This window comes from Pseudomonas sp. LBUM1663, assembly GCF_059695905.1.
In genome coordinates this window covers 2,309,428-2,332,335 of the sequence record NZ_CP166792.1, presented here as the reverse complement: position 1 = coordinate 2,332,335, position 22,908 = coordinate 2,309,428, and the positions used below count along the sequence as shown (strand labels likewise).

The following is a 22,908-nucleotide window of genomic DNA, read 5'->3' as shown; positions in this document are numbered from 1 at the left end:
GCACCGCTATATATAGTGGCTACAAGGTGAGGTCAAGCGCAGGGTCCTGCGCGCACTCAGCTTATGGCTTCGAAAAAAGGCTCGGTTCGGCTTGCACCAAAGCAAAGCGTGGCACCTGTTCGCCGTCAACCTCGACCGACTCCAGGAACATGCTCAAGGGACGCACCCAAAAGCCGTAATCGCCATACAGGGCTTGGTAGAAGACCACTTCTTCTTCGGTTTCCGAATGCCGCGCAATGCTGAATACCCGGTACTGCGGGCCTTTGTAATGCTGGTAGAGCCCAGGTTGTATCGGCATGGTTTGGCCCTCACTCAAATCTTTTAAAAATAAAAACAAAAAATAAATTCAGAAAAACAAAAACCGGGGCACTTGGCCCCGGCTTCCGTCAACGAAACGCTTAAACGCGTTCGAAGACGGTGGAGATGCCTTGGCCGAGACCAATGCACATGGTGGCAACCCCGAAGGTGCCGCCATTCTGCTTCATCACGTTCAGCAGAGTGCCGGAGATACGGGCACCGGAGCAACCGAACGGGTGACCCAGGGCGATCGCGCCGCCGTGCAGGTTAACCTTCTCGTTCATCTTGTCGAGTACTTTCAGATCTTTCAGCACTGGCAGGGCCTGTGCAGCGAAAGCTTCGTTGAGCTCGAAGAAGTCGATATCGTTAATGCCAAGGCCCGCACGTTTCAGTGCTTTCTGAGTGGCCGGTACTGGACCATAGCCCATGATTGCCGGGTCCACACCCGCAACTGCCATCGAGCGGATCACAGCCAGCGGCTGGATGCCCAGGTCCTGTGCACGCTGTGCCGACATCACGATCATGCACGAAGCACCATCGGTGATCTGCGACGAGGTACCGGCCGTCACGGTGCCGCCCTTCGGATTAAACGCTGGCTTCAGAGCCGCCAGGCTTTCCAGGGTAGTTTCCGGACGAATGGTTTCGTCGTAGTCGAACAGTTTCAGGAAACCGTTCTCGTCGTAGCCCTGCATCGGGATGATTTCGTCTTTGAACTTGCCTTCCAGGGTCGCCTTGTGAGCGAGCTGGTGGGAGCGCACGCCGAAAGCGTCCTGTTGTTCGCGAGTGATGCCGTGCATTTTACCCAGCATTTCAGCGGTCAGGCCCATCATGCCCGAGGCTTTTGCCGCGTACAGCGACATGTGCGGGTTCGGATCGACACCGTGCATCATGCTCACGTGGCCCATGTGCTCGACGCCGCCGACGACGAACACGTCACCGTTGCCGGTCATGATCGCTTGTGCGGCAGTGTGCAGCGCGCTCATCGACGAACCACACAGACGACTGACGGTCTGGCCGGCAGCAGTGTGCGGGATCTGCGTCATCAGGGACGCCATACGGGCGATGTTCCAGCCCTGCTCCAGGGTCTGGTTTACGCAGCCCCAGATCACGTCTTCGACTTCGTTCGGATCAACCTTGACGTTGCGTTCCAGCAATTTGCTGATCAGGTGCGCCGACATGTCTTCGGCGCGGGTGTTGCGGTGCATGCCGCCCTTGGAGCGGCCCATCGGAGTACGACCGAAGTCGACAATCACGACGTCTCTTGGATTCAAGCTCATAAAATTTCACTCTCGCTCAAGTGTTGGGACGCTTAACCGAAGAACCGTTGGCCGGTTTTGGCCATTTCACGCAGTTTTGCGGTCGGGTGGTACAGCGCGCCCAAATCAGCGTACTGGTCAGCCAGGGCAACGAACTCGGCAACACCGATCGAATCGATGTAGCGCAGCGCACCGCCACGGAATGGAGGGAAACCAATACCGTAGACCAAGCCCATGTCGGCTTCGGCGGCGGTTTCGACAATGCCGTCTTCCAGGCAACGCACGGTTTCCAGGCACAGCGGGATCATCATCCAGTTGATGATGTCTTCATCAGTGACTTCGCGCTGCTCGTAAACGATCGGCTTGAGCACTTCCAGCACCGACGGATCGGCCACTTTCTTTTGCTTGCCTTTCTTGTCGGTCTCGTAAGCGTAGAAACCCTTGCCATTCTTCTGGCCCAGGCGCTTGGCTTCGTAGAGCACGTCGACAGCCGAGCGACGGTCGTCTTTCATGCGGTCCGGGAAGCCTTCAGCCATCACGTCACGACCGTGGTGACCGGTGTCGATGCCGACCACGTCCATCAGGTACGCCGGGCCCATTGGCCAGCCGAATTTTTCCATGATCTTGTCGATACGGACGAAGTCCACACCCGCGCTGACCAGCTTGGCGAAACCGCCGAAGTACGGGAACAGGACGCGATTGACCAGGAAGCCCGGGCAGTCATTGACGACGATCGGGTTCTTGCCCATTTTCTTGGCGTAGGCAACGGTGGTGGCAACAGCCAACTCGCTGGACTTCTCACCACGAATCACTTCAACCAGCGGCATCATGTGCACCGGATTGAAGAAGTGCATGCCGACGAAGTTTTCCGGACGCTTGAGGGCCTTGGCCAGCAAGGTAATGGAAATGGTCGAGGTGTTGGACGCGAGGATGGTGTCCTCTTTGACCTTGTCTTCGACTTCAGCCAGAACAGCTTGCTTGACCTTCGGGTTCTCGACGACGGCCTCGACGACCAGGTCAACGTGACCGAAATCACCGTAGGACAGGGTCGGACGAATGCCGTTGAGCACTTCAGCCATTTTCGCCGGGGTCATGCGACCTTTATCAACACGGCCGACCAGCAGCTTGGCGGCTTCAGCCAGGCCTTGCTCGATACCGTGCTCGTTGATGTCCTTCATCAGGATCGGCGTACCTTTGGAGGCCGACTGATAAGCGATACCGCCACCCATGATGCCGGCGCCCAATACAGCGGCCTGCTTCACGTCCTTGGCGATTTCGTCGTAGGCCTTGGCCTTTTTCTTCAGTTCCTGATCGTTCAGGAACAGACCGATCAAGCTCTGCGCGGCAGAGGTCTTGGCCAGTTTGACGAAACCGGCGGCTTCGATTTCCAGCGCCTTGTCACGACCGAAGTTTGCGGCTTTCTGGATGGTCTTGATCGCTTCGACCGGTGCCGGGTAGTTCGGACCGGCCTGACCGGCCACGAAACCCTTGGCGGTTTCGAAGGCCATCATTTGTTCGATGGCGTTCAGTTTCAGCTTTTCCAGCTTCGGCTGACGCTTGGCCTTGTAGTCAAACTCGCCAGAGATGGCGCGCTTGATCAGTTCCAGGGCCGCTTCCTGCAGTTTCTCAGGGGCAACCACTGCATCGACGGCGCCGACTTTCAGCGCGTCTTCAGGACGGTTTTCCTTGCCAGCGGCAATCCACTCGATGGCGTTGTCAGCACCGATCAGGCGCGGCAGACGCACGGTACCGCCGAAGCCCGGGTAGATGCCCAGTTTGACTTCCGGCAGACCGATCTTGGCCTTGGTGGACATGACGCGGTAGTCCGCCGCCAGGCACATTTCCAGACCGCCACCCAGAGCGATGCCATTGATCGCGGCGACAGTCGGGACGTTGAGGTCTTCGAAATCGCTGAAAATCTTGTTGGCTTCCAGGTTGCCAGCAACAAGCTCTGCATCAGGCAGCTTGAAGTTCTCGACAAATTCGGTGATGTCGGCGCCGACGATGAAGACGTCCTTGCCACTGCTGACGATCACACCCTTGATCGAAGCATCTGCCTTGATGGTGTCTACGGCCTGACGCAGTTCGTTCAGGGTTAGACGGTTGAACTTGTTGACGGACTCACCCTTGAGGTCGAATTTCAATTCGACGATGCCACTTTCAAGAGCCTTAACCGTGATGGCTTTACCTTCGTAAATCATCAACTGATCTCCACGATATGGAAGCTGAACAGTACACGTCGGACGCAGGCGAATGGCTTGGCAGGGACGCTTATCGTCGATGCTACGCCAATCCACCCGGCACACCCGCCAACGCGATAGTCGGGATTCTGTAGGAGCGGTCTGAAATACAAACGCTCAATTCATACGCCCGTTTGATTTGGGTACGTCACCTTCACGGAATTTCCGGCAATTGTCAATCGCCCAAAATACGGGTTGAAACGCGACTTTGCGGTCACTTCCGTACTGCGAAGATCTTCAACACGCCTCTGCATGTGAAGCCATTCATAGAATCAATAGTTAGAAAAGTCGCCCTAATTCTCTGCAGCCTTTGTTTAACAAGGCTACGCTGGCGGGACCCGGAGAAAAAAATTGAACACTTTTGGCGAACGCCAAGCGTAAGATCAGCCGCACAAAGATTTACCGGCCTGCCTGGCCAACCCCAGCCCGATGATGATGTCGGGCTTTTTATTGCCTGCCTGTCAGAGATTTCGCGCCATTGCAGCGCGAAATGTCCGTGAGTCATGCCAGTGCTTTCAGTACCGCATCGATATCTTGCAACACCGTCGCTTCGCCCTTCTCGCCCCAATACAGGGTGATCATCTGCTTGTCCGCTTCAACCTTGTAGACGTTGGCTGGCAATTTTTCGAAATAACTGAGCAGCGTCTGGTCTTCGCAAACCTCCTGCCACTGGTTCACCCACACACCCGGTGACTTTTGCCAGTAACTCCAGCACGCCGGCTGATTGCCACGACGCGGTCGATGATACTGAGCACAAGGGCTCGGCGGCTCCTGGCTCAGCCAGTGCGGCCACTCCTGGGGCGCAAGCTGCATGGCCAAGCCGATACGCCGCGCCTCCATGCGCAGGGCCATGCGCCCGCTCTGTCCACGGGACGGTCGCAACCATGCCAGCGGACTCAGTACCACCAGCAGGATTGACACCACTATCCAGACCGTCATATCTGTACTCCCGATTCTTGATGGGCGCTTTGAGTCACTTTGGAACCATTGCGCTTGAAACCAGCCATACTTACCAATATTGCAATCCTCAGGAGGAGCACTTCATGCCCTACCACCATATTCTGGTCGCTGTAGATCTAACCGAAGAGTGCGACCCTGTAATCCACCGTGCTCGTGAGCTTTCAGTGAGCAATGGCGCGAAATTATCCCTGGTCCACATCGTCGAACCGATGGCCATGGCCTTTGGCGGCGACGTCCCCATGGACCTGTCACAATTGCAACAGCAGCAGTTCGATCAGGCCAAGGAACGCCTGGACCGACTGATCCTGAAATATCCGGAACTCACCAAAGAATACAGCCACCTGACTTATGGCCAGCCACGCCAGGAGATTCATCACCTGGCCAAGGAACAAACCTGCGACCTGATCGTGGTGGGCAGCCATGGCCGACACGGCTTGGCATTGCTACTGGGTTCGACGGCCAATGACGTGCTGCACGGTGCGCCGTGTGATGTACTCGCGGTGCGCCTGATCAAAAGCTGACAACACGGACCAATGTGGGAGCGGGCTTGCTCGCGAAGGCGGCTTAACATTCAACAAATGTGCTGACTGATACACCGCTTTCTCGAGCAAGCCCGCTCCTACATTATTGGATCTTTGGCAGCCCAGTAGATCGCATTCCATACGAAAAGCCCGGCGCTCATCACTGAACGCCGGGCTTTTTTGTTACAGGATCAATCAGGCATCCAGCTCGGCCCAACGCTCGACCATCACGTCGAGTTCAGCCTGCAACTGCTCAAGCTGAGCGATCACGGCAGCGGTCTCGGCCGCAGGACGCTGGTAGAAACCGCCATCGGCCATCTGGGCCTCGACGGCAGCGATCTGCTGTTCCATGGCTTCGATCTGGGCCGGCAACATTTCCAGCTCACGCTGCAATTTGTAGCTGAGCTTCTTCTTCGCCACCGGTGCATCGACTGCCGCAGTAACCGGTGCCGCTTCCGCCGTCACGACCGCAGAGGTCAGGTCGGCCTTGCCGGATTTGCTCTCGGTCACGCCCAGCAGGCGCGGCGAGCCGCCCTGACGCAGCCAGTCCTGATAACCACCGACGTACTCGCGCACCTTGCCCTCACCTTCGAAGACCAGGGTGCTAGTGACCACGTTGTCGAGGAATGCCCGGTCGTGACTGACCATCAGCACGGTGCCGTTGAAGGTCAGCAAGACCTCTTCCAGCAGCTCGAGGGTTTCTACGTCGAGGTCGTTGGTCGGTTCGTCGAGGACCAGCAAGTTCGCCGGTTTGCTGAACAGTTTCGCCAGCAACAGACGCGCACGTTCACCACCCGACAGCGCCTTCACCGGCGTGCGGGCACGCTGCGGGCTGAACAGGAAGTCGCCGAGGTAGCTCAGCACGTGACGGCTCTGACCATCGATATCGATGAAGTCGCGACCTTCGGCCACGTTGTCGATCACGGTCTTTTCCAGGTCCAGCTGATGGCGCAACTGGTCGAAGTAGGCCACATCGATGCGCGTCCCCTCTTCCACTGTGCCGCTGGTTGGTTGCAGACCGCTGAGCATCAGCTTCAGCAACGTGGTCTTGCCGGTACCGTTGGCGCCGAGCAGACCGATACGGTCACCGCGCGTCAGGACCATCGAGAAATCCTTGATCAGGAACGGCCCGCCCGGGTGAGCGAAGCTCACGTTCTCGAGGACCATCACCTGCTTGCCGGACTTGTCGGCGGTGTCCAGCTGAATGTTGGCCTTGCCGGTACGCTCGCGACGTTCGCTGCGCTCGACGCGCAAGGCTTTCAATGCGCGGACGCGACCTTCGTTACGGGTGCGACGGGCCTTGATGCCCTGACGGATCCAGACTTCTTCCTGGGCCAGCTTTTTGTCGAACAGAGCGTTGGCGGTTTCTTCAGCGGCCAGGGAGGCTTCTTTGTGCACGAGGAAACTGGCGTAGTCGCCGTTCCAGTCGATCAGGCCGCCGCGATCCAGTTCCAGAATGCGCGTCGCGAGGTTTTGCAGGAATGAACGGTCGTGCGTGATGAACAGCACGGCGCCCTGGAAATCCTTCAGCGCTTCTTCGAGCCAGGCGATTGCACCGATGTCCAGGTGGTTGGTCGGTTCGTCGAGCAGCAGCAGGTCCGGCTCGGAAACCAGGGCCTGGGCCAGCAGGACGCGACGACGCCAGCCGCCGGACAATTCGGCGAGGGTCTTGTCGGCTGGCAACTGCAGACGGCTCAAGGTGCTATCGACCAGTTGCTGCAAACGCCAGCCATCGCGGGCTTCGAGGTCGTGCTGGACGTGCATCAGCTTGTCCAGGTCGGCGTCGGTGACGATGTTCTGGCTCAGGTGGTGATACTGCGCGAGCAGCTCGCCGACACCGTCCAGGCCTTCAGCCACCACGTCGAACACGGTCCGCTCGTCGGCTACCGGCAATTCTTGCGGCAATTCGCCAATCTTGAGGCCGGGTGCACGCCAAACGGAGCCTTCGTCGGGCTTCTGGTCGCCCTTGACGAGCTTCATCATGCTGGACTTGCCAGTGCCGTTGCGGCCGATGATGCACACCCGCTCACCACGGGCGATCTGCCAGGACACCTTGTCCAACAACGGCATAGCGCCGAAAGCAAGGGACACATCGCTGAATTTGAGCAGGGTCATGAGCTTCTCCAAAAACCGGGCGCGCATTCTACCTGACTTGAGGCTTCAGAAGGCCGGCAATTTCAATGTCGAAGCACTCTGCATGACAATTGTTGCGAACTTGTGCCGAGAGGCCGGCAAAGCTTTCGCCCGTTGCTGGCAAAAGGCTAAGCTACAGATAATTCAGTGCAGGTTAAGTCTGCACTTGTCGTGATTTCTATGCCCGGACGTCTCATGCGCAGTCGCCTCTTCAGTCTTTTATCTTGCTTGCTTCTTTCTGCCGCTGCCGTTCAAACCGCCCAGGCGGTGGACCTGTCCACCCAGCGCCAATATTACGATGAGGCCAAGCGTGCCCTGGCCAAGGGCGATACCGGCCCTTACTTTCGTTACAGCCAGGCCCTCAGCGACTATCCACTGGAGCCGTACCTGGCCTACGACGAGCTGACCGCACGGCTGAAAACCGCCAGCAATGCCGAAATCGAAAAATTCCTCGCTGAACACGGTGATCTGCCCCAGGCCAACTGGATGAAATTGCGCTGGTTGCGCTGGCTGGCCGATCGCGGCGACTGGGCGACCTTCGTCAAGTACTACGACCCCAAGCTCAATTTCACCGAACTGGACTGCCTGAACGCGCAGTACCAGATCGGGCACAACCAGAAAGCCGAAGGCTACGCCAACGCCAACAAACTCTGGCTGACCGGCAAATCCCAACCAGCCGCCTGCGATGCGCTGTTCGGGCAATGGGCCGCCGAAGGTCAACTGACCGAACAAAAACGCTGGGAGCGCGTCAAGCTCGCCGCCCAGGCGCGCAACTATCCGCTGGCCAACAGCCTGGTCAACGGCCTGAGCACCCTCGCCCCTCGCGGTCGCTTGCTGGTGGATGTGGCGCAGAAACCTGAACTGCTGAACCAGCCATCGCGCTTCACCCCCGCCGACGAACCGATGTCCGACGTGGTCAGCCTCGGCCTGCGCCGCCTGGCCCGCCAGGACCCCGACAAGGCCATGGACCTGCTCGATGGCTATGCCAGCAGCATGCACTTCTCCCGCGATGAAAAAGTGGCAATCGCCCGCGAAATCGGTTTGACCCTCGCCAAACGTTTCGACCCTCGCGCGCTGGAGATGATGACCAAATACGACCCGGAACTGCGCGACAACACAGTGTCCGAATGGCGTCTGCGCCTGTTGTTGCGGCTGGCCCGCTGGGACGATGCCTATCAGTTGACCCGTCGCTTGCCGCAGGATCTGGCGACCACCAACCGCTGGCGCTATTGGCAGGCCCGCAGCCTGGAACTGGCGCAGCCGCAGAACCCGGAAGCGCAGACGCTATATAAGAACCTCGCTCGCGAGCGCGATTTCTATGGTTTCCTCGCCGCCGATCGTTCGCAGTCCCCTTATTCGCTGATGAACAAACCGTTGGTGATGAGCCAGGCACTGATGAACAAGGTGCGCAACACACCAGGCATTCGTCGTGCCCTTGAATTCCACGCCCGCGGGCAAATCGTCGACGGCCGTCGCGAGTGGTACCACGTCAGCCGTCACTTCAGCCGTGACGAAATGGTCGCCCAGGCAAAACTGGCCTACGACCTGAAATGGTATTTCCCGGCGATCCGTACCATCAGCCAGGCGCAGTACTGGGACGATCTGGACATCCGCTTCCCGATGGCCCACCGCGAAACCCTGGTGCGTGAAGCCAAGGTCCGTGGTTTGCACTCGAGCTGGGTGTTCGCCATCACCCGTCAGGAAAGCGCGTTCATGGACGACGCCCGCTCCGGCGTCGGCGCCAGCGGCCTGATGCAGCTGATGCCCGGCACCGCCAAGGAAACCGCGCGCAAGTTCAGCATCCCGCTGGCCTCGCCACAGCAAGTGCTCGACCCGGACAAGAACATCCAGCTCGGCGCCGCTTACCTGAGCCAGGTCCACAGCCAGTTCAACGGCAACCGCGTCCTCGCCTCCGCTGCCTACAACGCCGGCCCCGGCCGTGTGCGCCAGTGGCTGCGCGGTGCGGATCACCTGAGCTTCGACGTGTGGGTGGAAAGCATCCCGTTCGACGAAACCCGCCAGTATGTGCAGAACGTGTTGTCGTACTCGGTGATCTACGGCCAGAAACTCAACTCGCCACAGCCGCTGGTGGATTGGCATGAGCGGTACTTTGACGATCAGTGATCCTGATTGTGGAGTACGAATAGAAATGCCCGCATCGATTGATGCGGGCATTTTTTTGGCGCTCTACTTAGTCGGTACTTAGTCGGTTACTGGGTCGGTCAGAGCGTTGTGCCCGTCACTAAACTGTAACGCTGCCAGCCGCGCGTACAGCGCATTGCTCGCAATCAATTCCTGATGCTTCCCTATTGCCACCAGTTTCCCCTGATCCATCACCGCGATCCGGTCGGCGTTTTTCACCGTGGCCAAGCGGTGGGCGATGACCAGGGTGGTGCGGTTTTTCATCAGGCTCGGCAGGGCTTGCTGGATCAGGTGTTCGCTTTGGGCGTCGAGGGCGCTGGTGGCTTCGTCCAGCAACAGGATCGGCGCGTCCACCAGCAGCGCTCGGGCGATGGCCAGGCGTTGGCGCTGGCCGCCGGACAACCCGAGGCCACCATCGCCCAGGTGGGTCTGGTAGCCGTTGGGCATTTGCTCGATGAAGTCGTGGGCGTAGGCGATTTTCGCCGCTTCCTGAACCTGGGCCAGAGTCGCCGTCGGGTTGCCGTAGCGGATGTTCTCTTCGATGCTGCCGAAGAACAGGGCCGGGTTTTGCGAGACCAGGGCGAAGCAGCGACGCAGGTCGAGCGGGTCGAGCTGGGTCAGTGGCACGCCATCCAGCAGGACCTGTCCCGAGGCAGGATCGTAAAAACGCAGCAGCAGATCATACACGGTGGATTTCCCGGCACCGGACGGGCCGACCAGAGCGAGGGTTTCGCCCGAATTAATGGTCAGATTCAAGCCATCGACAGCATAGCTTTCCGGCCGCGACGGGTAGGAAAAGCGCACATCGCGCAATACGAGATTGCCTTCTACCCGATCAGGCAAGGTGACCAAACCTGAGGTGGGCGCCTGGATGATGTTTTCCGAGCGCAGCAATTCGGCAATCCGCTCGGCGGCGCCCGCCGCGCGCTGCAACTCGCCGATCACTTCGCTCAATGTGCCGAAGGCGCTGCCGACGATCAGGCTGTAGAAGACGAAGGCCGCCAGTTCACCTGCCGAGATCCGTCCGGCGATCACGTCCATGCCGCCAACCCACAACATCACGCCCACCGCACCGAGCACCAGCACGATCACCAGCGTAATCAGCCAGGCGCGCTGGAAAATGCGTTTGCGTGCCGTGTTGAACGCCTCTTCCACCGTTACGGCAAAGCGCTGCTCGTCCTGGACCTGATGATTGTAGGCCTGCACGGTTTTGATCTGGCCAAGGGTTTCGGAGACGTAGCTGCCGATGTCGGCAATCCGGTCCTGACTCAGGCGCGACAGGCTGCGTACCCGACGGCCGAAAATCAGAATCGGCGCGATCACCAGCGGCAACGCCACGACCACGATGCTGGTGAGTTTGGGGTTGGTGATAAACAGCAAGACGATCCCGCCGATCACCATCAGCAAATTGCGCAGGAACAGCGACAGCGAAGAGCCGATCACTGATTGCAGCAACGTGGTGTCGGCGGTCAGCCGTGACTGGATCTCGGAGCTGCGATTGTCTTCATAGAAACCCGGATGCAGATAAACCAGGTGGTTGAATACTTGCTTGCGGATGTCCGCGACCACACGCTCGCCGATCCACGAAACCAGATAAAAGCGCGCAAAGGTGCCAATCGCCAGCCCGACCACCAGCACCATGAACAGGCCGATGGTCTGGTTGAGCAAATGCGCCGATTGGGTCATGAACCCCTGATCCACCAGCAAGCGAATGCCCTGCCCCATCGACAAGGTGATGCCGGCGGTGATGATCAGCGCGAGCAAGGCGCCAAGGGCCGGCCAGCGATAAGGGGCAAGAAAACGGCTGGTCAGGCGAATCGCGCGGCGGTGACGGGCAGAGAGCATCGGGTTATCCAGTACGCAATTGATGGGGCCAGCCTATACCGCTAAAGTGGGGTGGAACTCTGTAAATCACAATGAGTCAGGTTAATTATGACCACAACGACTAGCGCCTAGACGCTATTGGTCTAAAGTCCGGGTGGCAACACTGCGGTATTTCTGGTCGACTGATGTTGCCGCTCAGGAGAGATCGCAGGGAGTTGTCACAGCCCGGTCACCTGGCGGTTTTAAAGTAGGCACACAACCTGATGAGGAGACAGGCCATGTCCTTGCAAAACAGCAGCGATGACAAGATTCAAGTGATCCGCACACAGCCAGACCAGTCTCTGGGTTGCTCAATTATTGATAAGGATGGGCGTGAAGTACCGATCACTGAAGACATGATCCAGCAAGCGTGCAGCGAACTGGAGAAGCGATTGGTCAAGCCTGCCGAACAAGAGTGATATAGCCACCGTCTTCTTGACCCGGCCCTGATGGCCGGGTTTTTTGTGGGTGCTTATTCGGGAATTGCGGTGCAGCCATTCGCGGGCAAGCCTCGCTCCCACAGATTTTGTGGTCGTCCACCTGTTTTGCGAACAACTCAGATCCTGTGGGAGCGCGGCTTGCCCGCGATGGGGTCAACTCGGTCTCAAACAGCCGTTGCGCCCAATGCCGCCACAATCTTCAGCAACTCAGGCGAATTTCCCTCAATCCGCACCGTCAACCCATCAATCTCCCGACGCTGCGGGTAATGCTTGCGCAACGCATCAAACGCCGCACGCTGCTCGCTCACACTGCCGACAAGGCTGCGACGGAAATCCGCATCGTCCCGGCGCGGGTCGTACACGCCGCGGCACAACATCGCCAGCGCCCAGGCCGGATCGCTCTCAGCGTGAAGGGTCACGTGCGACAACCACGGCGCCGGCAGCAGATCGCTCAAGCTGACCTGGGCCGGTTGCCCGATAAATTCGCAATACGCCTGATAGATCTGCGCCGTCCCCCGTTGTTTGCCATCCAGGCTATAACCGGCAATGTGCGGCGTCGCCAGCACGCAGAGTTCGGCCAGCGCCACATCGACTTCAGGTTCGCCTTCCCAAACGTCGAGCACCGCTTGCAGGTCTTCGCGTTGCAACAACACTTGGCGCAGGGCGGTGTTGTCCACCACCGGGCCACGACTGGCGTTGATCAGCCAAGTGCCGGGCTTAAGCTGATTCAGGCGATTTTTATCAAACAGGTGCCAGGTCGACTGGGAACCGTGTTTCTTCAAAGGGGTGTGCAGGCTGATGACATCGCATTGCTCGATGATCTGTTCGAGGCTGACGAAATCGCCCCCTTCGGCGGCTTGCCGTGGCGGATCACACACCAGCACGTTCCAGCCCAGGCCTTGCAGCACCTTGACCAGGCGCCCGCCGACTTCACCGGCACCGACCACGCCGTAAGTGCGCTGAGTCAGGTCGGCGCCTTCGATTTCGGCCAGGGTCAGCAGACTGCCGAGCACGTAATCGACCACACCCCGGGCATTGCAGCCAGGTGCGCTGGACCAGGTAATGCCGGCCTGCTGAAAATAATCCAGATCCAGGTGATCGGTGCCGATGGTGCAGGTGCCGACAAAGCGCACCTTGCTGCCTTCGAGCAAGGCACGATTGACGTTGGTCACGGAACGCACCAGCAGCACATCGGCCTGCTCGACGGTGGCGCGGTCGATGGAACGTCCCGGCACCCGGCGGATTTCGCCGAAACCTTCGAAGAAGGCATCGAGCAGCGGAATATTTTCGTCGGCAACAATCAGCATGGCAGGCTCCTTTGGCGGGTTGGCAGTGTAGGCGGAGATGACCGTAGTGGGCCAGCGGGCATTAAGGTCACTCCATACCCGTGGCGAGGGAGCTTGCTCCCGCTGGGTCGCGCAGCGGCCCCAACCCTAGCGATCCGGTTTTGACAGGCTTATCACTTGCAAGGCTATGGGACTGCTGCGCAGTCCAGCGGGAGCAAGCTCCCTCGCCACATAGTGTTCGGCATTAACCCGGATCGATGATTACAAATAGCTAACACAGGACTTTTCCTGACCACTGCGTCAACGCGTAGAATGCGCCGCCTCGTGCATCAAAATCTTTGGACGTTTCGCCCTTGAATTCCGTGACTGACCGCCCCGCCGCTATTTCCCTCACCCGCCCGGCCCGGGTTCGCCTGGAGCTGAAAAACCTGCTCGCCCTGGCCTTGCCGATCATGGTCGCGCAACTGGCGACCACCGCCATGGGCTTCGTCGATGCGGTGATGGCAGGTCGGGTCGGCCCGCGCGATCTGGCGGCGGTGGCGCTCGGCAACTCGATCTGGGTGCCGGTGTTTCTGTTGATGACCGGCACCTTGCTGGCCACCACCCCGAAAGTCGCCCAGCGTTTCGGTGCCGGCACCCACAGCGAGATCGGCCCGATTGTGCGTCAGGCGTTATGGCTGGCCTTGGTGGTGGGCTTGATAGCGACCGGCATGCTGTTGAGCGCCGAACCGATCCTGCACCTGATGAAGGTCGATCCCGAGCTGATCGGCCCGTGCATGCAATACCTGCACGGCATCGCCAGCGGTCTGCCCGCCGTTGCCCTCTACCATGTGTTGCGTTGTTTCAGTGATGGCCTGGGACGCACACGTCCAGCGATGGTCCTCGGCTTGTGCGGGTTGGCACTGAACATTCCGCTGAATTACATCTTCATCTATGGCCACTTCGGCGTCCCGGCCATGGGCGGTGTCGGTTGCGGCTGGGCCACGGCGATCGTGATGTGGGTGATGGCGCTGGGCATGGCCGGCTGGGAGCGCTGGGCGCCGGCTTATCAGTCGAGTCAGTTGTTCAGCCGTTTCGACTGGCCGCAATGGTCGGTGATCAAACGTCTGCTGGGCATCGGCCTGCCCATCGGCATCGCGGTGTTCGCCGAGTCGAGCATCTTCGCCGTGATCGCCCTGCTGATCGGCAGTCTTGGCGCCACCGTGGTCGCAGGCCATCAGATCGCCCTGAACTTCAGCTCGCTGGTGTTCATGATTCCTTATTCCCTGGGCATGGCCGTGACCGTGCGCGTCGGCCAGGCGCTCGGTCGTCAGGAACCGCGTGAAGCGCGCTTCGCCGCCGGTGTCGGCATGGGCACGGCGCTGGCTTATGCGTGTATTTCGGCGAGCATGATGCTGTTGCTGCGCGAACACATTGCAACGATCTACACCGCCGATCCGACGGTGATTCGCGTGGCAGCGATGCTGATTGTGTATTCGGCGCTGTTCCAGTTTTCCGACGCGATCCAGGTCACAGCGGCCGGTGCACTGCGCGGTTATCAAGACACTCGGGTGACGATGATCCTGACGCTGTTCGCCTATTGGGGCATTGGCTTGCCGGTGGGCTACGCACTGGGCCTGACCGACTGGTTCGGCGCGCCGAGCGGCCCGAGCGGGCTGTGGCAGGGTTTGATCGTGGGCTTGAGCTGCGCGGCGCTGATGCTGTCGATCCGCCTGACGCGCAGTGCACGCAAGCGGATCCGCATCAGTCATTCAGCGGGTTAAGCGAGCTTCTTGCGGATCCAGTAGAGGTAGGTGCCTGCCTCTTCGTGCTGCGCGACCAGTTCATGGTCGAGAAACACGCAGAACTTGGGAATGTCGCGACGGGTCGAGGGATCGGTCGCGATCACCTTGAGCAGGCCGCCGGGTGCCAGGTCACGGATGTGCTGGTGCAGCATCATCACCGGTTCCGGGCAGTTGAGGCCGGTGGCGTCGAGGGTGCCGTCTACCGGCGTATCAATCATTTCACTCATGATTCACTCCTGAAACTGGCCGGCATTGTCGCGCATTGCCGGGTGCCTTAACAAATCGTACTGACTGTAACTGTGGCGAGGGAGTTTGCTCCCGCTGGGTCGCGAAGCGGGCCAAATTCTGGCTATGCGGTCTATCAGAAGATTTCGGCGCCTGATTTAAGGGCTGCTGCGCAGCCCAGCGGGAGCAAGCTCCCTCTCCACAAAAGCCTTTCAGCGGGACTTGGGTTTCTTTACGTCGAGTCGGCGCAAATGGCAGGTCACTTCTTCACGGTCGTGATAAAGCTGCTTGCAGCCGATCTCGACCCGGATGCCGCGCTCCTTGAAGCCCTCGGCAATGCGTTCCAGCAAGCGTTTGACTTCGGCGTAACGCTGTTTCATCGGCAACTTCAGGTTGACCACCGCCTCGCGGCAATGCCCCTCGCCAATCCATTCTTCCAGCATCGCAGCGTTGCGCGCCGGTTTCTCGACGATGTCGCAGACCATCCAGTCCACCGGTTGCTTGGGCTTGAAGGTGAAACCGTCGGCCATCAAGTGTTGCACCAGACCGGTGTCCATCAGGCTTTCGGCCATCGGGCCGTTGTCGATCGCGGTCACCAGCATGCCGCGGTTGACCAGTTGCCAGGTCCAGCCGCCGGGGGCGGCACCGAGGTCGACGCCGGTCATGTCGCTGTGCAGGCGCTCATCCCACTGATCGCGGGGGATGAAGTGGTGCCACGCCTCTTCCAGCTTCAACGTCGAACGACTCGGCGCATCACGCGGGAACTTCAGGCGCGGAATGCCCATCGGCCACATCGCCGAGTTGTTGGACTCGGCCAGCCCCATGAACACTTCGCGGCCGCTCTTGAAGGTCAGCAGCAGGCGCGGCTTGTGCGCATCTTCGACCAACTTGCCGGCTGCCATCAGCGCCTTGCGCAGGTGGCCTTCGAATTTCTTGCAGAAGTTCGACAGCTCCTTGCCATCGTTGGTGTCGACCATTTCCAGCCACAGGCTGCCGCACAGCGGGAAGTCCGCCATGTGCGCGAGGATCACGCTGATGCGGTCGGTTTCCGGCAGATCGATGAAGATCCCACGAGCCCACTGGCGCGGGAAGATCAGCTCGGCGAAACGCTGGCCACGCATCAGGCGCTCGGCGCCGTCTTCTTCGGTGCAGATGAATTCGGCGCAGGCGCTGGCGGTCTTGGCCTTGGCATAACCGGCCACGTTCAGCCGTGCGGCGTGTTCGGAAATCTCGGAACAGACTTCGCCTTCGAAGCCCGGCCGGCAATGCATAAAGAGGGTGTTCATTCTTACTCCTGGGCAGTTGGCGAAGAATTCAGCCACTGCGCGATGCCCAGGCTTGCGTTGAAGCAAAGCCTGTCACGAAAACCGGCGCATGATAGCCGAGTTCGGAACCTTGGACTTGGCCATAGAGTCCAGTTATTAGCTTTAACGTTCAAACAGGGCTAGGTTGAAAGCTCTGTCCGTCCCCTCAGTCCGTAGCCGTGCGGACTCAAAGGAGTGATCGCAATGCCGTCCCTCGATAGCCTGAAAACCCTTAAAACCTTACAAGTCGACGACAAGACCTATCACTATTTCAGCTTGCCGGATGCTGCCAAAAGTCTGGGCGACCTGGACAAGCTGCCGATGTCGTTGAAAGTGCTGCTGGAAAACCTGTTGCGCTGGGAAGATGAAAAAACCGTCACCGGCGCCGACCTCCGGGCAATTGCCGCCTGGCTCAAGGAGCGGCGCTCCGACCGCGAAATTCAATACCGCCCCGCGCGGGTATTGATGCAGGACTTTACCGGCGTGCCTGCCGTGGTCGACCTGGCCGCCATGCGCGCCGCCATGGCCAAGGCCGGTGGCGACCCGCAGCGCATCAATCCGCTCTCCCCCGTGGATCTGGTGATCGACCACTCGGTGATGGTCGACAAATTCGGCAGTTCCAGCGCCTTCGAACAGAACGTCGACATCGAAATGCAGCGCAACGGTGAACGTTACGCGTTCCTGCGCTGGGGCCAGAGCGCCTTCGACAACTTCAGCGTGGTGCCACCGGGCACGGGCATTTGCCACCAGGTCAACCTGGAATACCTGGGCCGCACGGTCTGGACCAAGGACGAGGACGGCCGCACTTACGCCTTCCCCGACACGCTGGTCGGCACCGACTCCCACACCACCATGATTAATGGCCTCGGCGTGCTCGGTTGGGGCGTCGGCGGGATCGAAGCGGAAGCCGCGATGCTCGGGCAACCGGTGTCGATGCTGATTCCGGAAGTGATCGGCTTCAAACTCACCGGCAAGCTCAAGGAAGGCATCACCGCCACCGACCTGGTGCTGACCGTCACACAGATGCTGCGCAAGAAAGGCGTGGTCGGTAAATTCGTCGAATTCTATGGCGATGGCCTCGCCGACCTGCCGCTGGCCGACCGCGCGACCATCGCCAACATGGCCCCGGAATACGGCGCCACCTGCGGTTTCTTCCCGGTCGACGACATCACGCTCGAGTATCTGCGCCTGTCTGGTCGCCCACTGGCAACCGTGAAACTGGTCGAGGCTTACAGCAAAGCCCAAGGCCTGTGGCGCCTGCCGGGCCAGGAACCGGTGTTCACCGACACCCTGGCGCTGGACATGGCCAGCGTCGAAGCCAGCCTGGCCGGGCCGAAACGCCCACAGGACCGGGTTTCGCTACCGAATGTCGCGCAGGCGTTCAGTGACTTCATCGACCTGCAATTCAAACCCACCAGCAAGGAAGTCGGTCGCCTCGAAAGTGAAGGCGGCGGAGGCGTGGCGGTGGGCAATGCCGATCTGGCGGGCGAAGCCGACTACGAGTACGACGGCCAGACTTATCGATTGAAAAACGGCGCGGTGGTGATCGCGGCGATCACTTCTTGCACCAACACCTCCAACCCGAGCGTGATGATGGCCGCCGGCCTTGTGGCGAAGAAAGCCGTGGAGAAAGGGCTCAAGCGCAAACCGTGGGTTAAGAGCTCGCTGGCCCCCGGCTCGAAAGTGGTCACCGACTACTACAAGGCTGCCGGCCTGACCCAGTATCTGGATGAGCTGGGTTTTGACTTGGTCGGCTATGGCTGCACCACCTGCATCGGTAACTCCGGCCCCTTGCCGGAGCCGATCGAAAAAGCCATCCAGGCCGCCGACCTGACCGTCGCCTCGGTGCTGTCGGGCAACCGTAACTTTGAAGGTCGGGTGCATCCGCTGGTGAAAACCAACTGGCTGGCGTCCCCGCCGCTGGTCGTGGCCTATGCGTTGGCCGGTACGGTGCGCACTGACATCAGCAGCGAGCCGTTGGGCAACGACAAGGACGGCAATCCGGTGTACCTGCGGGACATCTGGCCGAGCACCAAAGAGATTGCCGACGCGGTGAGTCAGGTCAACACTGCCATGTTCCACAAGGAATACGCCGAGGTGTTTGCCGGCGACGAGCAATGGCAAGCGATTGAAGTGCCGCAAGCGGCGACGTATGTCTGGCAGGACGACTCGACTTACATCCAGCATCCGCCGTTCTTCGATGACATCGGCGGCCCGCCGCCGGTGGTCAAGGACGTCGCGGGTGCCAGGGTCCTTGCGCTGCTGGGCGACTCGGTGACCACTGACCACATCTCCCCCGCCGGCAACATCAAGGCGGACAGCCCGGCCGGTCACTACCTGCGCGAGAAAGGCGTGGAGCCGCGGGACTTCAACTCCTACGGTTCCCGTCGCGGCAATCATGAAGTGATGATGCGCGGCACCTTCGCCAATATCCGCATTCGCAACGAGATGCTCGGTGGCGAAGAAGGCGGCAACACGATCTACATCCCGACCGGGGAAAGGATGCCGATCTACGACGCGGCCATGCGCTATCAAGCGTCGGACACGCCGCTGGTGGTGATCGCCGGGCAAGAATACGGCACCGGCTCGAGCCGCGACTGGGCGGCCAAGGGCACCAATCTGCTGGGCGTGAAAGCGGTCATCGCCGAAAGCTTTGAGCGGATTCACCGTTCCAACCTGGTGGGCATGGGCGTGCTGCCGTTGCAGTTCAAGCTGGATCAGAACCGCAAGAGCCTGAACCTGACCGGCAAGGAGACGCTGGATATCCTGGGGTTGACCGGCGTGGAGTTGACGCCGCGGATGAACCTGACACTCATCATCACCCGCGAGGACGGCAGTCGCGAGAAAGTCGAGGTGCTGTGCCGGATCGATACGCTCAATGAAGTGGAATACTTCAAATCGGGAGGGATTTTGCATTACGTGTTGCGACAGTTGATTGCGTCGTGACCCACCGCTGACAAAGACACCGCCTTCGGGCGGTGTTTTTGTTTGTGAAGTGCATCTCTATAATCCCCCGCCACTTCCACAGGTGTTGTGTACGACAAATAACCCCTGTGGGAACGAGCCTGCTCGCGATAGCGGTCTGACAGTCACTGAATGGGTGTCTGCCCTACCGCTATCGCGAGCAGGCTCGCTCCCACAGGGGATTGCAGCGCCCTGCATATTTCTGGACACAAGGATTTTCAATGATTGCCCTGCCATGGACTTACCTGGCCCTACTCTCCCTCGGTTACACCCTCGCTCTGACCTACGGCCATCTCGGCTGGCTGGCCGGCATCTCCGTCGCGTTGCTGCTCGTCGCCGGTTTCGCGGTCCGCCAGCAAAAACTGCCCATCGCTCGCTACCTCGGTCACGGCGTGTTCATCATCCTCGCCCTGGCACTGGCGATGCACTGGCTGCCCGGTTTCTACAACGGTCGCGGCATCGACCCGCAACGCTTCACCGACGACGCCGTGCCTTTTTCCATGTACCTGAATCAGGACAAGCCCCTGATCGGCTTTTGGCTGTTACTGGTGTGCCCGTGGATTGTCGGCCGGCGCTCTTTGCGCCTTTCGGCCTATGCCACCGCACTCGCCCTGCCCCTGAGCACCATCCTTGCGTTGGGCGGTGCACTCTTGCTGGGGATGATCAGTTGGGCGCCGAAGTGGCCGGATCAAGCCGGGTTGTGGATCCTGAACAATCTGCTGCTGGTGACGCTGGTGGAGGAAGCGCTGTTTCGTGGTTACGTCCAGGGTGGGCTGAGCCGGCACTTCAAACACCTGCCCTACGGTGAAAACCTGGCGTTGCTGCTCGCCTCGCTGTTGTTCGGCCTGGCGCATGCGGGCGCGGGTTGGCAATGGGTGCTGCTGGCGAGTCTGGCAGGTGTCGGCTATGGTCTGGCGTACCGTTTCGGCGGATTGGGGGCGGCCATCGCCACCCATTTCGGCTTGAACCTGCTGCATTTCGCACTGTTCACCTACCCGATGCTCGCCAGCTAATGCAATGGCCGTTTTGCGACGCGCCACTGATTATTGAAAAAATATCTTCAATAAATTCCTGACGCCGCCGACAACCTCTCAAAGCCTTGCGGATTGAAAAAGCCATGCGTAACAACCAGCCCACCACACAACGCGAACGGACCTTCCCGGCTCAGCAACGGTTGATTTCCACCACCGATGCCAAGGGCGTGATCACCTACTGCAACGACGCCTTCGTCGAAATCAGCGGGTTTTCTCGTGAAGAACTGATCCGTGCGCCGCATAACCTGGTCCGTCACCCCGACGTCCCGGCGGCGGTGTTCGCGCACATGTGGGGCACACTGAAACAAGGCTTGCCATGGATGGGCATTGTCAAGAATCGCTGCAACAACGGTGACCACTACTGGGTTAACGCCTACGTCACACCGGTGTTCGAAGGCAATCAGGTGATCGGCTACGAATCGGTGCGGGTCAAACCCACCGCCGAGCAGATCCGCCGCGCCGAAGCGCTCTACCAACGCATCAACCAGGGCAAGTCGGCCGTCCCTTCGACAGACAAATGGTTGCCGGTGCTCCAGGACTGGCTGCCGTTCATTCTGGTCAGCCAGCTGAGCTTCATGATCGGTGCGTCGCTCAACTCCCAGTGGGGCTTCGCCCTCGCCGCCGGCCTTTCGGTGCCGCTGGGCCTGCTGGGCTTGAGTTGGCAACAGCGTGGCCTCAAGCGCTTGCTGCGGCTGGCCGAGCAGACCACCTCCGACCCACTGATCGCGCAGATGTACACCGACAGCCGTGGCGCCCAGGCACGTCTGGAGATGTCGATTCTCAGCCAGGAAGCCCGTCTGAAAACCTGCCTGACCCGCCTGCAGGACACTGCCGAGCACTTGACCGAGCAAGCCAAGCAGTCCGACACCCTGGCTCACAGCAGCTCCAGTGGCCTGGAACGTCAACGCGTCGAAACCGAGCAAGTGGCCACCGCCGTCAATCAGATGGCCGCCACCACCCAGGAAGTCGCCAGCCACGTGCAGCGCACCGCCGACGCCACTCAGGAAGCCAATCGCCTGACCGGTCGCGGTCGTGACATCGCCGGGGAAACCCGCGAAGCCATCCAGCGCTTGTCGGTGGTGGTCGGTGAAACCGGGCAGACCGTGACCCAACTGGCCAAGGACAGCGACGAAATCGGCGGCGTTGTCGATGTGATCAAAGGCATCGCCGACCAGACCAACCTGCTCGCCCTGAACGCCGCCATCGAAGCGGCCCGTGCCGGTGAGATGGGCCGTGGTTTTGCGGTGGTCGCCGACGAAGTGCGTCAACTGGCACAACGCACCAGCGAATCCACCGGGCAGATTCACGCCCTGATCGCCAAGCTGCAACAAACCGCCAGCACCGCAGTACAAACCATGGAAGCCGGGCATCGTCAGGCTGAAGAAGGCGTGGCGCGGGTACTGGAAGCGGATCAGGCGCTGGTGGGGATCAGCGAAGCGGTGGCCAACATCACCGACATGACCACCCAGATTGCGGCGGCGACTGAAGAGCAAAGTGCTGTTGCCGAAGAAATCAGCCGCAACATCAGCAACATCTCGCAGCTGGCCGACCAGACGTCGGAACAGGCGCAGCACTCGGCGCTGTTGAGTGAAGAGCTGACGAAGACGGCGAATACCCAGTATTCGTTGGTGGAGCGGTTTAACCGCTGACCGCTAACTGTAGAACTGGAACCCGGACGGTGAAAACCTCCGGGTTTTTTTATATTTGGACATCGTGAAATGTTGACAATCGGGGAGCACCTGTCAGATCTGACAGTAGACGGATAAACCCAGGAGACTTATCAAAGAGACAGTCGCTTTGTCCATCGGACAATGACGGCCAATCTCTTACCAGCAAAAGGATTTCATGATGACAACTCACACTACCTTTATTCCAAAAAAACACGGCACGCTTGCGAATGAAAACATCCTTAAGTGGAAATACGGCGCCATCGAAAAGACAGCAGAGTTCAGTGACTTCCTCCAAGGTGATTTTCACGGTGAGCTTTACTGGAGTATTGGCGGAGGAATGGGAACAGTCGAAGAGGAGAACAGTTTTATTTTCAGTATGACGTTGCCCTACAAAGGTGACGACGCGCTCAAGGGCATCTATACGCTGGCTGACGGGCTGACGTTTACACATGTCCACTCGATTCCCGCACCGCCCGGCTTCCATGGTTTCCGAACGGTGGAGGCAGACTCCGCCACCCTGAACATCATCAGTTACGATCGTGATACAGACATCGTCGTCGGAACATTCGAAGCCCTGTTCAAAAGCCGTGGTTATCGTCTGAATCCAAAAGGCACATTCACAATGAAGAGACTGCGGCCGCCAGCGCAAAAGCCAGGCGAACAAGGGGAAAGCGCCCTGTGAGCCTGAAAGAGTCAAAATAACCGGACGAACCCGCCCCACATAGGTTTTCAGTGTTGAAGATCTCACTCACAACACAACCCAAAAGTGGGAGCGGTCTTGCCCGCGAA

17 protein-coding genes are annotated in these 22,908 nt (G+C 59.7%); 8 read left to right on the top strand and 9 right to left on the bottom strand.

Features of this window, described 5'->3' with window-relative positions; all coding sequences use genetic code 11:
- Positions 1-61: 61 nt before the first annotated feature.
- From ACA075_RS10530 to ACA075_RS10515, 4 genes are all read right to left on the bottom strand, one after another.
- Positions 62-298, bottom strand: coding sequence for a DUF1653 domain-containing protein (locus tag ACA075_RS10530; RefSeq protein ID WP_046047845.1), 237 nt, complete (start codon positions 296-298; stop codon positions 62-64).
- A gap of 100 nt (positions 299-398) precedes the next feature.
- Entirely contained in the window at positions 399-1,574 is a 1,176-nt protein-coding gene (gene fadA, locus ACA075_RS10525; RefSeq protein ID WP_010456360.1) for an acetyl-CoA C-acyltransferase FadA, read from the bottom strand.
- A 32-nt stretch (positions 1,575-1,606) separates the two neighbouring features.
- Complete coding sequence (gene fadB / locus ACA075_RS10520) at positions 1,607-3,754, bottom strand: fatty acid oxidation complex subunit alpha FadB (protein ID WP_083376184.1); 2,148 nt, start codon at positions 3,752-3,754, stop codon at positions 1,607-1,609.
- Positions 3,755-4,294: 540 nt separating this feature from the next.
- The gene (locus tag ACA075_RS10515; RefSeq protein WP_497298393.1) at positions 4,295-4,732 is read right to left on the bottom strand and encodes a hypothetical protein; all 438 of its coding nucleotides are present in this window, start codon (positions 4,730-4,732) and stop codon (positions 4,295-4,297) included.
- Between the two features lie 104 nt (positions 4,733-4,836).
- Here ACA075_RS10515 and ACA075_RS10510 point away from each other — a divergent pair, with 104 nt between their 5' ends.
- Positions 4,837-5,274: a universal stress protein gene (locus ACA075_RS10510; RefSeq protein ID WP_094471516.1), complete on the top strand. Its 438-nt coding sequence runs from the start codon at positions 4,837-4,839 to the stop codon at positions 5,272-5,274.
- Between the two features lie 195 nt (positions 5,275-5,469).
- Here ACA075_RS10510 and ACA075_RS10505 read toward each other — a convergent pair whose 3' ends face one another.
- Positions 5,470-7,389, bottom strand: coding sequence for an ATP-binding cassette domain-containing protein (locus tag ACA075_RS10505; protein ID WP_497298391.1), 1,920 nt, complete (start codon positions 7,387-7,389; stop codon positions 5,470-5,472).
- Positions 7,390-7,602: 213 nt separating this feature from the next.
- On the opposite strand from ACA075_RS10505, the gene ACA075_RS10500 reads away from it, so the two are divergent.
- The gene (locus ACA075_RS10500) at positions 7,603-9,531 is read left to right on the top strand and encodes a transglycosylase SLT domain-containing protein (RefSeq protein ID WP_497298390.1); all 1,929 of its coding nucleotides are present in this window, start codon (positions 7,603-7,605) and stop codon (positions 9,529-9,531) included.
- 78 nt (positions 9,532-9,609) lie between these two features.
- Here ACA075_RS10500 and ACA075_RS10495 read toward each other — a convergent pair whose 3' ends face one another.
- Positions 9,610-11,394, bottom strand: coding sequence for an ABC transporter transmembrane domain-containing protein (locus ACA075_RS10495; protein ID WP_497298389.1), 1,785 nt, complete (start codon positions 11,392-11,394; stop codon positions 9,610-9,612).
- Between the two features lie 257 nt (positions 11,395-11,651).
- On the opposite strand from ACA075_RS10495, the gene ACA075_RS10490 reads away from it, so the two are divergent.
- Positions 11,652-11,831 carry a PA1571 family protein gene (locus ACA075_RS10490; RefSeq protein ID WP_094471511.1) on the top strand — a complete coding sequence of 60 codons (180 nt, stop codon included), beginning with the start codon at positions 11,652-11,654 and terminating at the stop codon, positions 11,829-11,831.
- Positions 11,832-12,016: 185 nt separating this feature from the next.
- Here the strand turns inward: ACA075_RS10490 and pdxB are convergent, their stop codons facing one another.
- On the bottom strand, positions 12,017-13,159 hold the full coding sequence (pdxB, locus tag ACA075_RS10485) for a 4-phosphoerythronate dehydrogenase PdxB (protein WP_497298388.1): 1,143 nt from the start codon (positions 13,157-13,159) through the stop codon (positions 12,017-12,019).
- Between the two features lie 332 nt (positions 13,160-13,491).
- Between pdxB and ACA075_RS10480 the strand changes: the two genes are divergently transcribed.
- Complete coding sequence (locus ACA075_RS10480; protein ID WP_497298387.1) at positions 13,492-14,901, top strand: MATE family efflux transporter; 1,410 nt, start codon at positions 13,492-13,494, stop codon at positions 14,899-14,901.
- Here ACA075_RS10480 and tusA read toward each other — a convergent pair.
- Entirely contained in the window at positions 14,898-15,149 is a 252-nt protein-coding gene (gene tusA, locus ACA075_RS10475; protein ID WP_095052036.1) for a sulfurtransferase TusA, read from the bottom strand. The genes ACA075_RS10480 and tusA overlap by 4 nt on opposite strands.
- Before the next feature lie 210 nt (positions 15,150-15,359).
- Positions 15,360-16,433, bottom strand: a complete 1,074-nt coding sequence (gene rlmM / locus ACA075_RS10470; RefSeq protein ID WP_497298385.1) for a 23S rRNA (cytidine(2498)-2'-O)-methyltransferase RlmM — start codon at positions 16,431-16,433, stop codon at positions 15,360-15,362.
- A gap of 222 nt (positions 16,434-16,655) precedes the next feature.
- Between rlmM and acnA the strand changes: the two genes are divergently transcribed.
- From acnA to ACA075_RS10450, 4 genes are all read left to right on the top strand, one after another.
- Positions 16,656-19,397 (top strand): aconitate hydratase AcnA, encoded by a 2,742-nt coding sequence (acnA, locus tag ACA075_RS10465; RefSeq protein ID WP_497298384.1) that lies wholly within the window; start codon positions 16,656-16,658, stop codon positions 19,395-19,397.
- A 239-nt stretch (positions 19,398-19,636) separates the two neighbouring features.
- Complete coding sequence (locus ACA075_RS10460) at positions 19,637-20,428, top strand: CPBP family glutamic-type intramembrane protease (RefSeq protein ID WP_497298383.1); 792 nt, start codon at positions 19,637-19,639, stop codon at positions 20,426-20,428.
- A gap of 104 nt (positions 20,429-20,532) precedes the next feature.
- Positions 20,533-22,098 (top strand): methyl-accepting chemotaxis protein, encoded by a 1,566-nt coding sequence (locus tag ACA075_RS10455; protein WP_497298382.1) that lies wholly within the window; start codon positions 20,533-20,535, stop codon positions 22,096-22,098.
- Between the two features lie 196 nt (positions 22,099-22,294).
- Complete coding sequence (locus ACA075_RS10450) at positions 22,295-22,801, top strand: hypothetical protein (protein ID WP_497298381.1); 507 nt, start codon at positions 22,295-22,297, stop codon at positions 22,799-22,801.
- Positions 22,802-22,908 lie beyond the last annotated feature (107 nt).